This is a genomic window from Modicisalibacter sp. 'Wilcox' (assembly GCF_010993675.1).
GTDB lineage: Bacteria > Pseudomonadota > Gammaproteobacteria > Pseudomonadales > Halomonadaceae > Modicisalibacter > Modicisalibacter tunisiensis.
Genome location: NZ_WNXF01000023.1, coordinates 17,587 through 33,180, shown reverse-complemented (window position 1 = coordinate 33,180; position 15,594 = coordinate 17,587). Strand labels below are relative to the sequence as shown.

19 protein-coding genes are annotated in these 15,594 nt (G+C 59.9%); 14 read left to right on the top strand and 5 right to left on the bottom strand.

Going from position 1 to position 15,594, the window contains the following annotated elements; genetic code table 11:
- Positions 1-203: 203 nt before the first annotated feature.
- Positions 204-506, bottom strand: coding sequence for a helix-turn-helix transcriptional regulator (locus G7A98_RS15990; RefSeq protein WP_163650676.1), 303 nt, complete (start codon positions 504-506; stop codon positions 204-206).
- Positions 507-591: 85 nt separating this feature from the next.
- On the opposite strand from G7A98_RS15990, the gene G7A98_RS15985 reads away from it, so the two are divergent.
- The 7 genes from G7A98_RS15985 (at position 592) to G7A98_RS15950 (ending at position 4,774) form a co-directional block, all read left to right on the top strand.
- Positions 592-840: a hypothetical protein gene (locus tag G7A98_RS15985; protein ID WP_163650675.1), complete on the top strand. Its 249-nt coding sequence runs from the start codon at positions 592-594 to the stop codon at positions 838-840.
- A gap of 167 nt (positions 841-1,007) precedes the next feature.
- The gene (locus tag G7A98_RS15980) at positions 1,008-1,850 is read left to right on the top strand and encodes a Crp/Fnr family transcriptional regulator (protein ID WP_163650674.1); all 843 of its coding nucleotides are present in this window, start codon (positions 1,008-1,010) and stop codon (positions 1,848-1,850) included.
- A 598-nt stretch (positions 1,851-2,448) separates the two neighbouring features.
- Positions 2,449-2,679: a stable inheritance protein KleA gene (gene kleA / locus G7A98_RS15975; protein ID WP_163650673.1), complete on the top strand. Its 231-nt coding sequence runs from the start codon at positions 2,449-2,451 to the stop codon at positions 2,677-2,679.
- Positions 2,680-2,762: 83 nt separating this feature from the next.
- Positions 2,763-3,182 carry an antirestriction protein gene (locus tag G7A98_RS15970; RefSeq protein WP_163650672.1) on the top strand — a complete coding sequence of 140 codons (420 nt, stop codon included), beginning with the start codon at positions 2,763-2,765 and terminating at the stop codon, positions 3,180-3,182.
- A gap of 516 nt (positions 3,183-3,698) precedes the next feature.
- Complete coding sequence (locus G7A98_RS15960) at positions 3,699-3,932, top strand: hypothetical protein (RefSeq protein WP_163650670.1); 234 nt, start codon at positions 3,699-3,701, stop codon at positions 3,930-3,932.
- Positions 3,933-3,982: 50 nt separating this feature from the next.
- Positions 3,983-4,333, top strand: coding sequence for a histone-like nucleoid-structuring protein, MvaT/MvaU family (locus G7A98_RS15955; RefSeq protein WP_163650669.1), 351 nt, complete (start codon positions 3,983-3,985; stop codon positions 4,331-4,333).
- A gap of 102 nt (positions 4,334-4,435) precedes the next feature.
- The gene (locus G7A98_RS15950) at positions 4,436-4,774 is read left to right on the top strand and encodes a hypothetical protein (RefSeq protein ID WP_163650668.1); all 339 of its coding nucleotides are present in this window, start codon (positions 4,436-4,438) and stop codon (positions 4,772-4,774) included.
- On the opposite strand, the gene G7A98_RS15945 is transcribed toward G7A98_RS15950, so the two are convergent.
- On the bottom strand, positions 4,746-5,402 hold the full coding sequence (locus G7A98_RS15945; RefSeq protein ID WP_163650667.1) for a recombinase family protein: 657 nt from the start codon (positions 5,400-5,402) through the stop codon (positions 4,746-4,748). The two genes, G7A98_RS15950 and G7A98_RS15945, sit on opposite strands and share 29 nt — an antisense overlap.
- Positions 5,403-5,824: 422 nt before the next feature.
- Between G7A98_RS15945 and G7A98_RS15935 the strand changes: the two genes are divergently transcribed.
- Positions 5,825-6,847 carry a DNA-binding protein gene (locus G7A98_RS15935; protein WP_163650666.1) on the top strand — a complete coding sequence of 341 codons (1,023 nt, stop codon included), beginning with the start codon at positions 5,825-5,827 and terminating at the stop codon, positions 6,845-6,847.
- Between the two features lie 201 nt (positions 6,848-7,048).
- Here the strand turns inward: G7A98_RS15935 and G7A98_RS15930 are convergent, their stop codons facing one another.
- From G7A98_RS15930 to G7A98_RS15920, 3 genes are read right to left on the bottom strand one after another with little or no spacing between them, the layout of a single operon-like run.
- On the bottom strand, positions 7,049-7,498 hold the full coding sequence (locus tag G7A98_RS15930; RefSeq protein ID WP_163650665.1) for a hypothetical protein: 450 nt from the start codon (positions 7,496-7,498) through the stop codon (positions 7,049-7,051).
- Between the two features lie 57 nt (positions 7,499-7,555).
- Positions 7,556-8,287, bottom strand: a complete 732-nt coding sequence (locus G7A98_RS15925) for a conjugal transfer protein TraL (protein WP_205596299.1) — start codon at positions 8,285-8,287, stop codon at positions 7,556-7,558.
- Positions 8,288-8,309: 22 nt separating this feature from the next.
- Positions 8,310-8,645, bottom strand: a complete 336-nt coding sequence (locus tag G7A98_RS15920) for a TraK family protein (RefSeq protein ID WP_163650664.1) — start codon at positions 8,643-8,645, stop codon at positions 8,310-8,312.
- 383 nt (positions 8,646-9,028) lie between these two features.
- On the opposite strand from G7A98_RS15920, the gene G7A98_RS15915 reads away from it, so the two are divergent.
- The 6 genes from G7A98_RS15915 to G7A98_RS16845 are packed head-to-tail and all read left to right on the top strand — an operon-like array spanning position 9,029 to position 15,587.
- The gene (locus tag G7A98_RS15915; protein WP_163650663.1) at positions 9,029-9,376 is read left to right on the top strand and encodes a conjugal transfer protein TraJ; all 348 of its coding nucleotides are present in this window, start codon (positions 9,029-9,031) and stop codon (positions 9,374-9,376) included.
- Entirely contained in the window at positions 9,373-11,259 is a 1,887-nt protein-coding gene (gene traI, locus G7A98_RS15910; RefSeq protein ID WP_163650662.1) for a TraI/MobA(P) family conjugative relaxase, read from the top strand. The genes G7A98_RS15915 and traI overlap by 4 nt, the downstream gene beginning before the upstream one ends.
- Positions 11,256-13,256, top strand: a complete 2,001-nt coding sequence (locus tag G7A98_RS15905; RefSeq protein WP_163650661.1) for a type IV secretory system conjugative DNA transfer family protein — start codon at positions 11,256-11,258, stop codon at positions 13,254-13,256. The genes traI and G7A98_RS15905 overlap by 4 nt, the downstream gene beginning before the upstream one ends.
- Positions 13,238-13,780, top strand: coding sequence for a conjugative transfer signal peptidase TraF (gene traF / locus G7A98_RS15900; protein WP_276207501.1), 543 nt, complete (start codon positions 13,238-13,240; stop codon positions 13,778-13,780). Before G7A98_RS15905 ends, traF begins: the two co-directional genes overlap by 19 nt.
- The gene (locus G7A98_RS15895) at positions 13,777-14,901 is read left to right on the top strand and encodes a nitrilase-related carbon-nitrogen hydrolase (RefSeq protein ID WP_163650659.1); all 1,125 of its coding nucleotides are present in this window, start codon (positions 13,777-13,779) and stop codon (positions 14,899-14,901) included. The genes traF and G7A98_RS15895 overlap by 4 nt, the downstream gene beginning before the upstream one ends.
- Positions 14,902-14,912: 11 nt before the next feature.
- Positions 14,913-15,587, top strand: a complete 675-nt coding sequence (locus G7A98_RS16845) for a lytic transglycosylase domain-containing protein (protein WP_163650658.1) — start codon at positions 14,913-14,915, stop codon at positions 15,585-15,587.
- Positions 15,588-15,594 lie beyond the last annotated feature (7 nt).

Here is a 15,594-nt window from a genome sequence, read left to right as displayed (position 1 = left end):
CAGGACGGGGAGCAGGTAACCGATCAGTCAGACAGGAATGCGGCCTGACCGCCATCCACCAGAATTGACAATAACTCAACAGCGTTGCCCGGCCTGCTCAGCCATGAAGCCAGTCGTATACAGGCAAAAGAAAAGCCCGAATTTTCTCATACTCGGGCTGCAAAGTGTGTAAGCGATCTCTTACGTTGTTTATCGCTTATCTCTTAGTCTTCGGGAGGACATTTGCCGATAGCTTGCCGTGGTGCGCGTTTGCGGCTCTTGCCGTCTTCTGGCGGCGTGGAGTCCTCGGGAACCTCGATCAGCATGGTGAACAGGTCGGCACTCAGGGCCTGCGCGATACGCTCCATGTTGTCCAGGGAGACGTTGTTGATGCAGCGCTCGAGGTTGCTGATGTACATGGGGGTAAGGCCCGTGGCGGTCGCCAAGCTCTGCTGCGTCAGCCCGCGTTGCTGGCGCAAGCGCTTGAGGTTCTTGGCGAATGTCTGTCGAGCGTGGCCCTTGACCATTGAAAGATTTAACCCTATTTTGAATGGAAATCGTCTTGTTGGTGAATAGCTTATGAAACTTTTAGATCGTCTGCATCTACGAGACATGAGTGATCGCTTCGCGGAGGCCCGCATCTGGTGGTCCTCCGAGCACGAACAATGGATGGTGCTGCTGATCGCCCGGGACGGGCAAGCCTACGCGGTCAGCCGGATGCGTACCAACAAGCTCAAGCGCTTCGCCACGCCGAATGCGGCGTTGCGTGAGGTCGCTTACATAGGAGTGGAACATGCCACGGTGCGGCTCGGCGAAGACGAGTTCGACAAGCTGCGCCGGCATGAAAAATACGTGGCTTAAATGAAAGAAAGCGCCCGGCGGGCATCCGGGCGCTTTCTGAGTTTGAGCAATCTGTTGAGGACTACTCCGACACGTTCTCGCCAGCTACGGAAAAACGGTCGTCGCACCCGTAAGTCTACCGTAGCTGGCGAAAGCGTCAAGGTGTAGGCCCATCCAAGGGAGTTTGGATGCGCTTTCGCGTGAACGCGGGTGGCAACTACTGTGGCCACCAGCCAGAGAACCCGCGCATCGGGCTGATGGAGCCCGTGCGCCAAGGAAAAGGCGGGATTCCCGGCGTCCTGACGGAGCTGATGGAGCGGCTGGTACGCTATTACTACCGTCCCTGGGCGATCCCCAGCCTGAACCTCGCCAACGGCTCCAGCCGGCAGCAGCGCAGCGAGCGCCGCGAAGCCTGCCTATCGACGTTGTGGGCGATCCTCAAGTATACCGACCTGGTGACGCTCAAGGTGGGCGTCCCGACCGCTGACGGCGGCTTCCTGTCGCTGACAGTTCGCTACCTCGCCAAGCAAACCGGCCTTCCCCAGCGGCGCGTCGAGCGTGCCCTGGGCGACCTCAAGCGGGCGGGCATCGTCGGCGTCCACCCGCGATGCGAAATGCGCCCGGACGGCAGCTATAAGGGCCACGCCGCCATCAAAACCGTGTCCAAGCTGCTGTTCGCGGCCTTCGGCCTCGGATTCCGGCTCGGCTTCGAGCGTAAACGCGCCGCGAAGCGGCTCCAGAAGAAGCAACGCCAACAGCAGAAGGCGCCGGCCAACAAGACGGCGGGCGCCCGGCGCAACCTGACGGCCAGGGCCGCCCTGGACAACGCCGGATCGGCCTTGAAGGGCCTGGGCGGCAAGCCCAAGGGCGTCAGGCGCCAGGATCGCAGCGGCGAGGTCACCGCCGAGGAAATCGAGAAGCGCCGCCAGACCCAGCTGTTGGCCGTGGATTACAGGGTGGCCAATCCAACCTGGACCGCTGACCAGTGCCGAGAGGCCGCCGAGAAGGCCATAGAAGCCCGCTGGCGATAACCCCTCCCTGCCCTCCCGATCAAGCCGCTGGCACCCGCTGGCGGCGTTCTCGTGCCCGATTGCCGGGCATTGCTCCCTGACTCCCCCGGATAGACCGCTAAGAAGGGGCGGAAAGCCGCCCTCAAGCCACCAAACGACCCGATTCTAAGCCGTCACGGCCACGCCACCGGCGAAGCGTCCGGTAGTATGAAATTTAAGTGTCGGTGGATATGAAATTTAAGTGTCGCCTCTTAACCACTTGGTCTTTTAAGACCACCTCCCTTGCTCGCTTCGCGAGCGGTATACCGCGCCAGGGCGCGGTAAGAATGCCACGCCTATGCAGAGCGCTTCGCGCTCGCCGGCGTGATGGGGAGGCCAATTCAGGATAGTCGCCATGGCGGCTACGCCGCTTCCAGGTTGGAAGACCAACAAGCCTGCCGCTTCGCGGTTTGGAACGCCAAAGAAAGGGGCGGCTCGGCTTGCGGTGGCCATCGTCCACCACCGGGGCACCCGAGGCAATTTTTTTCGCACATAAACGTGACATAGTCCTGATTATTTGATATAGTATTTACCAGATGGCCGGGCAATGGTGCCAAGGCCGAAACCGGGAGGTAAAACGATGAAGAAAGCCACGATCATGACATGGGTTGACCAACTGGCCGGCGTAGCGGGAACCGTATTCCCCCACCGCCGCGACCTGATCGCCGAGAAGATGGACGAAGCGGCGAAGCTGGAGGAACAGGCCCGGAAGCTGCGCGAAGAAGCCTACTTCGATTCCCTGTCCCTCGAAGCCGACGCCAAGGCCCACTGGAGCATCGACGCAGTGAGTAAGGCGAAGGCCAACAGCTAACCCATGGTGGGCCGGGAGGACCGGCCCACTCCGCACCCAATGGCCGGGCTGCTATGCCAAGGCCGGAAACCGGAGACGATCCGATGACAGACCAAGACCATACCCCTGTGACGTGCAGCCGCGTCGAGACAAGCCGCCGCCTGGATATTCTGCCCCGCTACGCAGGCCGCCACATGCTCACCCTGGAGCGCCTGATCTATCAGGTGATGGGTGAATACGCGGCCGACTACAAAGGGGCGCACTGGAGCATGTGGGAGCTATCCAACGGCGGGTTTTACATGGCCCCCGGTGGCCGCGAAGAAAGCTATGCCATGCAGTGCGTGGGCAACTGGTTCGATGACACGATGAGCGCCGACGCTGCCGGGATCGTGGCATGTCTGGTCGCCTTCAACCGACTGGCGTGGCATACCCGCCAACAACGCTTCATCGACCTCTATCACCAGTTGCGAGACTTTGCCCTCGAGCACGACGAGGCGACGAAGATCATGGCGGCCATCGACTGACACGCGAGGATCGCCCCCGGCCTTGCCGGGGGCTCCCCGCCCGTTTAAACCGGGGGTGAGCAACATGCAACGGAAGCTGATTGAATTGGCGCTACAACTCTGCCAAAGCCACTACACGGGCCAAACCGTGCAGATGCCCATTATGTCAGTCTCGGAGCTTGGCCAACTGGCTCAGGCGTGGCGGCACGTCATGGCCATTGAGGAATATCAGCATGAGCACCGAGGGAATCCCCATCCGACCCGAAACGCTGCGCCCTTACCTCGATTGGCAGCCTCCTAGTACCGATGAAATTCGGGAAGTGGTGAGGCGTGCGGGGAGCCCGACAGGATCGGAGATTTGCGACTATGTTGGGCTGCCCCGTCGAACGCCTGACGGGAAGCCGGCACAAGGCACCAGGACAGTGAGGAAGTGGCTCGGCGGGCAAGTCCCCATCCCCTACTCCGTTTGGTGCTTGCTTTGCGACAAGGCTGGATTCGAGCCATTTTGGCGCATATAGCGAGACTGAGGTATAAAGCATGGCGTTAGACCGGATTAAAGACCTGGAGCAAACATTCAAAAGCACGAATAGCAATGTTTATGAATGGAAGTCGCCGAGTCGCTGGCTTTATCGTTATGAGCGGGCTCGCGGAGCCGTTGGCATGGAAACCGGGCCAGGAACAGGCGAGTTTTTATGGTATGTCTTGAACAAAAACGATCTTAAAAGCGCAAAGCGAAAAGTTTTCGACTTAATCAATGAAGACGAGTTTTAGAGTTGATTGGGTCTGCATCGAGCGAAAGTCAATCAAGTAAAGGAGTGAGCATGAAGATTCTTCAAACATGGATGGAAAAGAAAGAGCAGATCAAGCAGCTTCAAGATGACGTTAATCGCATCGAGCAGGACGAAAGATTTAAACGCGAGGTGGAGTTTAAAAACCAGCTTGAAAAGCTGATGAAAGAATACGATAGATCGGCCAGCGACGTTTTAAGTCTACTCCAGCCGGGACAGGGCCATAAGGCAGCCGAAAAGGAAGGCCCCAAGCGTCCCCTTAAAGTCTTCAAAAATCCGCATACCGGCGAAGTCGTGGAAACACGGGGCGGCAATCAGAAGACATTGAAGGCATGGCGTGACGAGTACGGCAAGGAAACCGTCGCAGGCTGGCAGGTCCAGTAAGCCCGGCGCCCCGGCACCCCGGCGCAGGTGGCGCCGGGGTGCGTGCTTCATTTTAAGGCATTTTGATTCAATATAGTGCATTTTGTTTCTTTTGGAGGCGTTATGCCGCGCAAGCGTGAGATACCCACCGGCGAATGCCAGATATGGCTCGGCGTCCTGCTGGATGCCGTCTTTGACCCGACTAGCAAGGTGGTCAATCTGAGTCAGCGGGCCGAACAGATGAATAAGGAAGCTGGTGTAACGCCAAATAAAGGATGGTCGGCCCAAGGGGGAAAGTCTGAGCTATTGTCGATTGCGCGAGATATAACGGATTATCCCGAAGACTATCCGCCAAAGCATCGAGCCGACTTGTTATTGCGCTGGGCTAACCGCTGGGTCATTGATGAAGATTGGTCAAGGCTAAAGGCGAGAGTCAGGAAGCGCCGTCAGCGTTCCGTTTGACCATCTCGCGTTTTACGACCTTAACCGTGGTGGGGCTGCACTCCAGGAGCCGAGCCACTTCCCTGATACTGAAATCCGAGCCATCTTCTTTCTTGGCGTTCAACAGGTTTTCGATCTTCGCCCGCTTCGCGTGATCCTTGGGACGGCCCTTGTATTTCCCCTGGGCGGCAGCCCTGGCGATGCCCTCTTGTGTCCGGCGTCGCCGATCCTCCCAATCTTTTCTCGCCACAGCCGCTAGAACGTCGATCAACATGCGGTTGAGTGAATCCAACGTCCTGTCGGTGAAGTCGTCGCCGCGACTCTCGATCATCGCGGCATGGCTGGTGGGGAGATCGAGCGACACCACCCTAAGCCGTGAGTCTTCGATTTTTCGCCGCAGGCTGTCCCAGCCCTGGGCGTCGAGCCGCGTCAGGCGGTCGATGGCTTCCACTAGGAGCACGTCGCCCGGTCGAGCGTCGGCCAGGAGGCGAGCCAGTTCCTCGCGCTCGCTGGAGGTGCCAGAGGCGTTCTCGCCGTACCACGCGGCCACGGGCCTACCCTGCCCCTCGGCGAAGGCATGAAGGGCGTCACGGGCGCGTGAGGCGTCCTGATCGGCGGTCGAGGCTCGGAGGTAGGCGCGAACGAACATGGCGGGTCAGTTCAAAGGGTCAGAAAGTGGTGGGCCAGTTTACACGGCAAGGGCATCTTTGTGACCCATCCCAACCGCCCTGCCCTGCTGGGCCAGATAGGCTATGCTCAAACTGTCCCGTTTTATTGGGGGTACAGTATTGACTGCTAGAGGCGTTCCGCGAGTCTGGCAAAGGCTGGCAGACCCGAATGAACAAGGCGCTTCGCCAGTTCCTGGCCGAGCACGACGTGAACGAGCTAGACCAGCGATAGAGCCCGCTGGAGCCACCAAAACCCCGCCACGGCGGGGTTTTTTTGTGGCTGGACGGCAGAAGGCGCACCGGCGCCGGTGGATTCCGTATTAATTTGATATTCTGTATTGTATTCCGTATCATATAAGCTATCATATGAAATATGGAATACGATACAGCGGAGGAACTACCCATGGCACGCCCCGGCATCACATACGATCAAGTCGCCGCCGCCGCCGACAAGCTGGTTGGTGAAGGCGAAAACCCCACCATCAAGCGCATCCGGGCCGCGCTGGGCACCGGCAGCCCCAACACGATCCATAAGCACCTGGCTAGCTGGCGTGCCGTGCAGGCGCCCGCAGAGCGCCAGGCCGCCCGTCTGCCCGATGACCTGGCTGCCGCCCTCACCCATGAGATCGAGCGTCAGGCCGCCGCCGCCCGAGCCGAGGCCGAGGCGGACGCCGAGGAGGCCCGCAGCGAAGCCGCCGAGTTGGCAGAGGTCGGCGAGTCCCTGGAGCAGCAGGCCGAGGAGCTGACCGAGCGCGTCGAGACGCTGGAGGGCGAGCGGGATCGCATGGAAGGCGAGCGCGACAGCGCCCGCGCCGAAGCCGAGCGCCTTCGCGCCGAGCTTGAGCAGGAGCGCCACGCGGGCGAGCAGGTTCGCCAGGAGCTTGCCCAGGCGCGTAACCGAGTCGAGACGCTGACCGAGCAGCGCGACGAGGCCCGAGGCGCCCAGCAGCAGGCACAGGAAGCGGCGAAGACGGAGGCCGCTGGCCGCCATGAGGCAGAGCGAGCCCAGGCCGTGGCGGAGGCCCGCGAGCAAAGCGCCCAGCAGCAGGCGAAGGAGCGAGGTGAAGCGCTGGCAGCCGAGCGGGAGGCACGGCAGCAGGAGCAGGAACAGCACCGCCAAGAGCTCGCCCAGGTGCGGGCTGAGAATCAGGGGCGTATCGAGGCCCTGGAGAAGACCGCCCAGGAGGCCCAGCGGGAGGCGTCGAAAGCCAGGGAGCAAGCGGCCAGCCTGAGCGGACAGCTTGAGGCGATGAAGGCGGCACAGGCCCAGGCGAAGGCCGGAACGAAGGCCGGAGCGAAGGCAGGAGCGAAATCCGGGACAACGTCACGCAGCAGCACGCCGCGCCGATCAACGTCGAGTGGAAGCAGCAAGCAGGGCGGGAAGAAAGCGGGAACCGCTGACAAGGAAGAAGCTAAAGGGTCATAGGCGGGAATGGAAAAGCGCCCCTGAAAGACAGGGGCGCTTTACTATGTGCGCATCTTGTGGAAGCGATGCCATATATAACCCCCTGCCCGAAATAGTTTCTTAATGATCCACCAGCCGAGGCGGATCATATAATAATAAGCAACGATGTAGACAATGGCCGTTAGTATGGCGGTGATAAGCAACATGCCGTGACTCCTTTCATCATAAGAGCATTGCCCCAGCCAAGACGACGACCGCCACCAGGATAATGCCATTAACCACGGTCAGCGCCATCATGCTGCGATGGGCTTTCTGGTGGCTTTCATCCAGGGCCTTTTGAGCTTCCTGGACTGTTCCGGTGAAGCGCCGGGCACTTTCCTTCATGGCTTTCTCAGCCTCGGAATAAGCCGCCTTGACTTCGCCTCGATGCTGTTCCAACTCCTTTCCGATGTTGAGTTGCGCCACCGACTGCATGGCGATGGCATATTGGTCGATAGCATCGCGGAACTGTCCGATCAACTCTTTTTGTTGTTGCTGGGACTTCTGATAGAAGTGATCCATCAAGTATTCATTGATACCCAGCATGGCGAAAATTGGGTCATCGTCAGACACCAGGATTTTATGCTTGGTTGCCAAGTGGCTGATAATGGCATCTTTGGAAATGTCGTTCATGGCCCCTTCCTTTTGGAGTAAAAAGGCCCCCGCGAAGCGGGGGCGAGGGTTTCGGGTTTACTCTACGCTACCGAAAGCGGCGTCCAGGGCTTGGAAGGTGTCTGTTCTGACCATCTTGAGGCGCTGTTTTGTCATGATTCCGAAATCGCCGTTATCTAATGCTTCATCGAAAGTCATTTTTGATTCAAGCATTGCCTTAACGTCATCCCCGAAGGTGTTTCGATTGCGTTCGGGAAGATTGACGATTCCGTGAATCCTGTTTTTATAGGTCTGATAAATCTTCATTTGCTCGAAACCCTTGCCGTCTTTTTCGATCTTGCCGAAGTAGGGGTTGAGCCAAACGATGATATTGACGTTTTCCGGCGTAGTCTCGCAAAGGGTTTTCAGGCCGTTGAGCGTGTCTGACATAGCCTGACCGCCAGTAATGACCGTGTGAATATTAACTTCACCGCCCATTTCAACGAGCATGTCATAGGCGCCACTTTCAGCCAGATAGGCAGACAGCGGAATAAACGTCGATGCGCCATTGTCGATGACGAAATCGGTGTCGATGTTTTCGGCGACCGTCTCCATCATCACGTCGAATTTCTTTTGATTAATCCCGGCATTCTCCAGGACGGGGATATAGGTTACTTGCAAAGATTTAAAGCCGGAAAAGGTGTTGTTTACCGGGTCGGTGTCGATGCAGGCGACACTTTTACCTTTGCTGATTTTATATTGTGCCAAGCAGGTGGCCGCGAAACTTTTGCCAACGCCGCCTTTTCCTTGCAGAATAACATCAATAGCCATGATTCTAGTCCTCTATGATTGCTCAGTATAAATCGCTTTCGTCCGGGGTGGGATTATGCGGTGTTCCGGTTTCCGCTTCCCCGAAATCAATTTTCTTGGCTCCCCCTTGCTGATTGCCCGTCGAAGGGGAAGGGGATGATGGTTTCGGTTTTACAGTTGAATGTTTGCTTTTATATTGTGGCCCCACCTCCTTTCTCACGTAGTTCATAAAGTTTCGGTAGCTTAGCGTTATCTTGGGGCGGTCGCCGCTGGCCAGATCGTCATAGATCATGCGCCCGGTTTCGCCCGCTGCCAAGCGTCTCTCAATCTCAGCCTTGTGGGCCATGAACTGCACCCGGCCAAGTCCGCGTTGGGTCATGTTTTGCCCCTCCTGGGAGCCCGAAATCGACGTTGTAGACCAGCCTAGCGGGCCATTCGGCATTTTGCAACATTTTAGTTCATTGTGGTGCATTCTGTTTCATTTTGCTTCATTGCCGGGTGGGTAAGTCGTTCATTTTGCTGCATTATGCGTCATTGTGTTTCATTTTGCTTCATTCCTGGGTCAGCTAGGGGCGCTGTCCTGGCGGTGAACTAAAAAGTAAGATGGAGCCATGGCAGGATGTGCATTGTACAGGTACGCCGCAAGCGGCTACCGTACAATGCAAGGGGCTTACTCGCCCTTCGGGCTCGACGCTGATCCTGCTCTGCGAGGCTGGGCGGCTACCGCCGCCCGACAACGTGCCACCATCCAGTGAGGTGCCAATGGGAAGCCAAACCCGCGTCCGAAAGAAAGCCATCTATGTATGGGTGAAAGAGGACGAGAAAGAACAGATCGAGAGTAACGCCAAGGCATGTAACAAGAGTGCATCATCGTTCCTGCGTGACCTGGGCATGGGGTATGTTCCTAAGTCGATGATCGACCATGACGCCGTTGGCGACTTGATGCAGTTGAACGGCGATTTAGGTCGCCTGGGCGGCTTGCTGAAAATGTGGCTGACCAATGATGAAGACTTCCGGGGCCGGGAGGGTGAGATGCTGGAAGTGACCACGCTGCTATCTCGGATCAATGAGCTTCGGGAAGAAATAAGAGAGAAGGTGCGTTCTGTATGATCGCCAAACGGATTCCTGCCAAGAAGGGGCAGGGAAGCTATAAGCAGTTGGCGGAGTATATTACTGATCGTCATGGTAATGGCGAAAAGGCGTCTGATGTTCGCATAACTAATGATGCCACGTCTGATGACCTCGATGACCTAATCTTTAATGTTCAGCGCGTGCAGGCTGGGAATACTCGTTCCAAGGCAAACAAAAACTTTCATTTGATGATCTCGTTCAACCCCAATGATAAAATATCTGTCGAGCAGATTCATCAAATAGAAGACGAAGCGTGTAAGGCGTTGGGGCTGGATCATCACCAGCGTGTCAGCGCTATTCATCACGATACTGACAATCTTCATATTCATGTTGCGATCAATAAAGTTGACCCCAAAACATTGAATAATGTTGATCCATCACACGGCCATTATAAGTTGCAGTCGCTTTGTGCCGAGATGGAAAAACGTTATGGCCTTGAGGTCGACAAGGGTAAGTCTTCCCAGGAGGTGGGAGGGAAGGCATCGGATATGGAGGTACATTCTGGCGTTCAATCGTTCAAGGGGTGGGCTAAGCGAGAAATAAAGCCGTCGCTGGTGTTGGCCTTGGAGTCGTCTAAAGGCTGGGGTGACTTCCATAAGGCGTTGTCTTCCCATGGTGTTGAAATTGCGCCGCGTGGTGCCGGTTTTGTTTTGCGGGACATTAATAATCACGACCTTTCGATGAAGGCGAGTGATTTAGGTAGAGCGTTTTCCAAGTCGTCCATCGAGGCGAAGCTGGGGGAGTATCAAGCGAATCCCCAAGCCAAGCAGAACCAGGGGAGCGCCAAAGGATATAAAGCCAAGCCGATGAACAATCGGCATGAGGCCAACAAGCTGTTTGCCGAGTACCAGAAGCAGATGCGAGAGCGGAAGGCCGAGAAACAGAATGCCTTGAAGGCAATTCGTGACGAGCGCTTCGCCCGTGAGTCGGCGATTAAACGCGAGTCCAGTCGCCGGCGTGGTGCCATCAAGCAAGACCTGACCTTGGGCCGGCGTACCAAGCGGCGCACCTATCAGCAGATCGGCGCCGAGACTGCCGCGCAGCTCGCCGAGGTTCGCAAGGAGGCCCAAGAGGCGCGGCGCGTCGTCCATGAGTCGACGGGCACGACGACCTGGAGCCAGTGGCTTGCGCAAGAGGCCCTGGCGGGGCGCGACGAGGCGTTGCAGGCCCTGCGCGGCCAGAAGCACCGCCCGCAGCGCGGCGACCGCGAGCAGCGGCTAGAGGGCTTGGATGAAGCCGGCGTCAAGGCCGGAGCGTCCAGGGTGAACCGCAGCGGTGATGTCTTCTACGGCAAGGCGGTGAGGGATCGAGGCAGTGAAGTCAGCGTCGAGCAGGCCGAGGAAGGCGATGTTGCCAAGGCGTTGAGCGTGGCCGCAGGGCGCTACAAGGAGGGCGTCGAAGTGGTCGGCGACGATGCCTTCAAGGCCGCAGCGGCACGCATTGCCGGAGAGCACGGCGTCCCCGTGACGTTCTCCGACGAGCGGCTAGAGGCCGTCAGGAAGGCCGTCAGCGACGCCCGCGAGAAGGGCGCCACGCCACGCCACGGCAAGGCTGCCGAGCGTACCCAGGCGGTGCGCGACTACATCGAGAAACGCAACGCGGCACGGGACAAAACTAGTAATATATTTTATCATCGTGAGAAGCAGGAGGCAGACACTGGCCCCGCTACATACAGGGGTCAGCGCAATATCGAAGGTGGTGGCAAGGTCGCGCTATACGAGAGAAAGGGTGAAATGTTGGTTGCATCCATCTCGCCCACCGAGGCGGCACGGCTCAAGCGGACCAAGGTGGGAGCCACCGTGGAGCTAACACGCCAAGGTGTGCGGCAGGAGACAACCAGGAACAAAGGAGTTGAGCGATGAAAATGGAAGCCGGATTAAGAGCCCAATCGAAAGAAGGGGGGCAGGGCAAACGGATAGCAACGCGCCTTGCTGTCCTTGTTTTCGGTATCTTGTTGTGCAATATCGCGCCGACGCAGTATCTCGCCAGTCAGTTTTCTTATGACTCGGTATTAGGTGGCGCTGTTATCGGTCATTTCTATTGGCCGTGGTCATGGGTCGTGTGGGCGACCGATTACTACACCAACTATCCTGGCCTTTTTCAAAACGCACTAAAGATCGCCGTGGCTGGTCTGGTGGTGCTGGTAATGATTTGGGCGACCGTTATTTTCATGACCTCGCGCAAAGGTAAACCGATCCAGAATTTGCACGGTTCGGCACATTGGGCCACCGAGGACGAGGTAAAGGAAACCGGGCTGACCGAGGGCGCGGGCGTCTATGTCGGCGCCTGGAAGCCCAAGAAGAAAGGGCCGCCCAAGTACCTGCGCCACAATGGCCCCGAGCATGTTCTGGCCTTCGCGCCGACCCGTTCCGGTAAGGGTGTCGGCCTTGTGGTGCCCACGCTGCTGAGTTGGCCGGCATCCACCGTGGTGCTGGACAACAAGGGCGAGAACTACGCCCTAAGCGCCGGGTGGCGCGAGCAGTACGCCGACAACATCATCCAGCGTTTCGATACGACCGCCTCACCGGACGACGAGGCAGACGCGCACCGGGCCTATTTCAACCCCCTGGCCGAACTGGACATTGGCGGCGAGCGGGAATATGGCGACGTTCAGAATCTGGTGGAGGTGCTGGCCTCACCGAACGACCCCAACGCCCGGTCAGATGCCCACTTCGATGAAACCGCCAAGGCGTTCTTGGTGGGCTACCTGCTGCATATCTGCCGTAAAGCCAAGGCCGAGGGCAAGACCGCCACGCTGGGCGAGGCGGCTATCGAGTTGTCGGATAGCCCGTTCGAGGAAATCGCCGAAGACATGGTCGGCAGTGACAGCGTTCACGTCCGCATGTCCGGCCAGGACATGCTCGACCGCGAGGATCGCGAGCGTTCGGGGGTGCTGTCCACGGCAAAGCGCTATCTGTCCCTGTTCCGCGACCCGGTGATTGCCCACAACACCAGCAAGAGCACGTTCCGCGTGGCCGACCTGATGAACGGCGACCATCCCATGTCGCTGTATCTGGTGATCCAACAGCGGGACAAGAAGCGGATTCGCCCGTTGATCCGGCTGATGGTCACGCAAACCCTGCTGGGCCTGCTGCCCGAACTGGAGTTCCTGGACGGCCAGCCGGTCAAGAGCTATGACCACCGGCTGCTGATGTTGCTCGATGAGTTTCCGACCCTGGGCTATCTGCATGTGGTCGAGGAATCCATCGCCTACCTCGCCGGCTATGGCATCAAGTGTTACCTGATCGTTCAGGATTTGACCCAGCTAAACCGGGCCTATGGCAAAGAGGAATCCATCGTTTCCAACTGCCATATCCGCATCGCCTACGCGCCCAACAAGGTCGAGACTGCCGAACTGCTATCGAAAATGTCGGGTACGACCACCGTGGTGAAGCGCAGCGTTCAGACCAGCGGCAAGCGCCATGGTTGGTTCCTCAGCAACGTCTCGGAGTCCTGGCAGGAGGTCCAGCGGCCCTTGCTGACCGCCGACGAGGCGATGCGGCTGCCCGGTGCCGAGAAGGAGAAGGACGCCAAAGGCAACGAACGGATCGTCTCGCCGGGGGACATGCTGATTTTCGTCGCCGGTCAGTCGCCGATCTATGGCCAACAGATTCTGTTCTTCAAGGATGACAACTTCCTGGCCCGTGCTGCCATCGAGGCCGGCAGCGGCGGGCCGTCAGGGGAGAGCGTGTTGCTCAAGGGCGAAGACGACCAGGAGGACGACGACCTGAGCGACGAGCCCGTGAGTGACCAGGAGCAGGAGGCCGGCGCCGAGAGCGACCAGGACGATGACCAGGGCGAATCGCCCAACCTCAAGGACGACAAGAAGCGGGGGAGCCTATGGACCCTCGCGCGTTGAAGGTCGGCGCGCTTGTCCTGGCCATCGGCGTCGCCACTATCGGCGGCGCCGCAGCCACCGGGCTTCGCGTGAACCTGACCGACAGCTACCCGCGTGGCGTGTGGCACATGACAAGCGGCGACGCCTACGAGCGCGGTTCCATGGTGATCGCCTGCCCGCCGCTGCGCGTGGTGGACCTCGCCAAGTCTCGCGGCTACCTGACCAACGGCAAGTGCCCCGGCAATGTGCCGCCGTTGCTCAAGCGCGTGGTCGCCGTGGCCGGGGATCGCGTCAGCGTCGACCCCGATGGGGTGCGCGTCAACGGCGAGCGTGTCGCCCGGTCCCGTCCGCTGGAGGCGGATGCAGGAGGGCGCCCAATGCCGACCCCCGAGGCTGGCGACGTGGCGCCGGGGACCGTCTGGCTGATGAGCGACAGCAATCCCGAGAGCTTCGACAGCCGCTATTTCGGCGCCGTCGAGGCGTCGCGGATCGAAGGGGTGGCCACCCCCCTGATGCTATGGGACGACGCAGCGGAGGCGTTATGAGGCAACTGGCATGGAATCTCGCATTGGTCGTGGTGAGCGGCTTCATCGGCATGGTGGCGTGGGAGTCGCTGGCCCTGCTGCCGATGGTGGTGGCGCTGCCGGCGTTGTGGACGATGGCCCGAGGCCGCTGGGCGGCCTTCGCCGTGGCCGGCGCCTACTATCTCGCCGTCTCGCGGGGGCTGATAACCGGCACCGCGACATACTTCGACGCCGGAATTGCCTATGGCACCGCCATTTGGCTGCTGGCCGGCGTTGCCCTGGCGGCCTGCTGGGGCATCGCCTGGACCGACAACCTTGCCCAGCGCCCGCTGAGGGCGTTCCTGGCCCTGCTGGCAACCACCGTGCCGCCTGTCGGCATCGTCGGCTGGGCGAGCCCCGTGGTCGCCGCTGGAGCGCTGTTCCCTGGCTGGCACTGGTGGGGGCTGGTGGCCGTGGTCGCGCTGATGCTGGCCATGGTGTGGCGGCCTTGGCTGGCCGGGGTTCCGGTCGTCTGGCTGCTGGTGTCGCCGCTAACGGCGACCGCCACGCCGTTGCCCGGCTGGCAGGGGCACGATAGCCAACTGGAGTATCGCGGCGGCGCCGACTTGGCCGGCGCGTTTCGCCGGCAACGGCACTGGCTCGATGCCTTGGACGACGCCCCGGCAGGTGTCCATGTCCTGCCCGAGTCCACCACCGGCCCCTGGACCGATACCAGCGCTTCCCTTTGGCGTTCCCTACCGTCCGGCCATCGGGTGCTGATGGGCGGCACCGTCATGGCCGGAGACAAGACCGACAACGTGGTGATCGACTACCAGAACGGCGAAGGCGAAGTCGTCTACCGGCAGCGGATGCCGGTACCGCTGAGCATGTGGCGCCCGTGGCAGGACGGCAGCACCCGCGCCCATTGGTTCGCCAACCCGGTCATCGAGGTTGGGGGACAGAACGTGGCCCCGCTGATTTGCTACGAGATGTTCCTGACGTGGCCCGTACTGCAATCCGTCGCTGCCGGCGCCGACGTGCTCGTTGGCATGGCCAACGACTGGTGGGCCAGCCAAACCTCCATCCCGACCATCCAGCAAACCCATATCGCCGCCTGGGGCGCGTTGTTCTCGCTGCCCGTGGTGACGGCCATCAATACGTGAGGACGTGAGCTATGGACCTTCCCGTTGATTGTGCGCCGAACGTGGCGCCGGACACCCTGGAGCAAATCGCGCATGTCGAGTCGCGGGGCGACCCCCTGGCCATCCATGTGAATGATGCCGGGGGCGTCGAATACCCGACGCCCAAGACCCTGGACGAAGCGGCGGCCATCGCCGCCCGGCTGATCGCCGAGGGGCACAGCGTCGACATGGGCGCCATGCAGATCAACAGCACCAACCTGGACTGGCTGGGCATGACGCCGGCAGAGGTCTACGACCCCTGCATGAATGTCGCGGCGGGTGGCCGCGTACTGACCGAAGCCTATCAGCGGGCCGCCGCCGAGTTTGGCCCCGGTCAGCGGGCGTTGCAGGCCGCATTGTCGGCCTATAACACCGGCAGTTTCACCGCCGGTTTCGAGAACGGTTATATCGAGCGGTACGGACTGGTGCCGTCCGTGGCGAACCTGGAGAAGCAAGCCGCTGAGGCCGACACCAGCATCGACCTGAGCGCCTTCCAGCGAACCCCTGACTGGCTCGCCCAGGTGTCGACCAAGGCCCAGGCCGCCCCCGAGCCCCAGGAAGCCCAGGAGGGGCAGGATGGCGTGGCCCAGGCCGCCCCCCAGGCGGCGCCGACCGCCGCCGACCCGTACACGGCGGGCACCGCCGTCAGCCTGGAATATCTGAACTGACCACCCA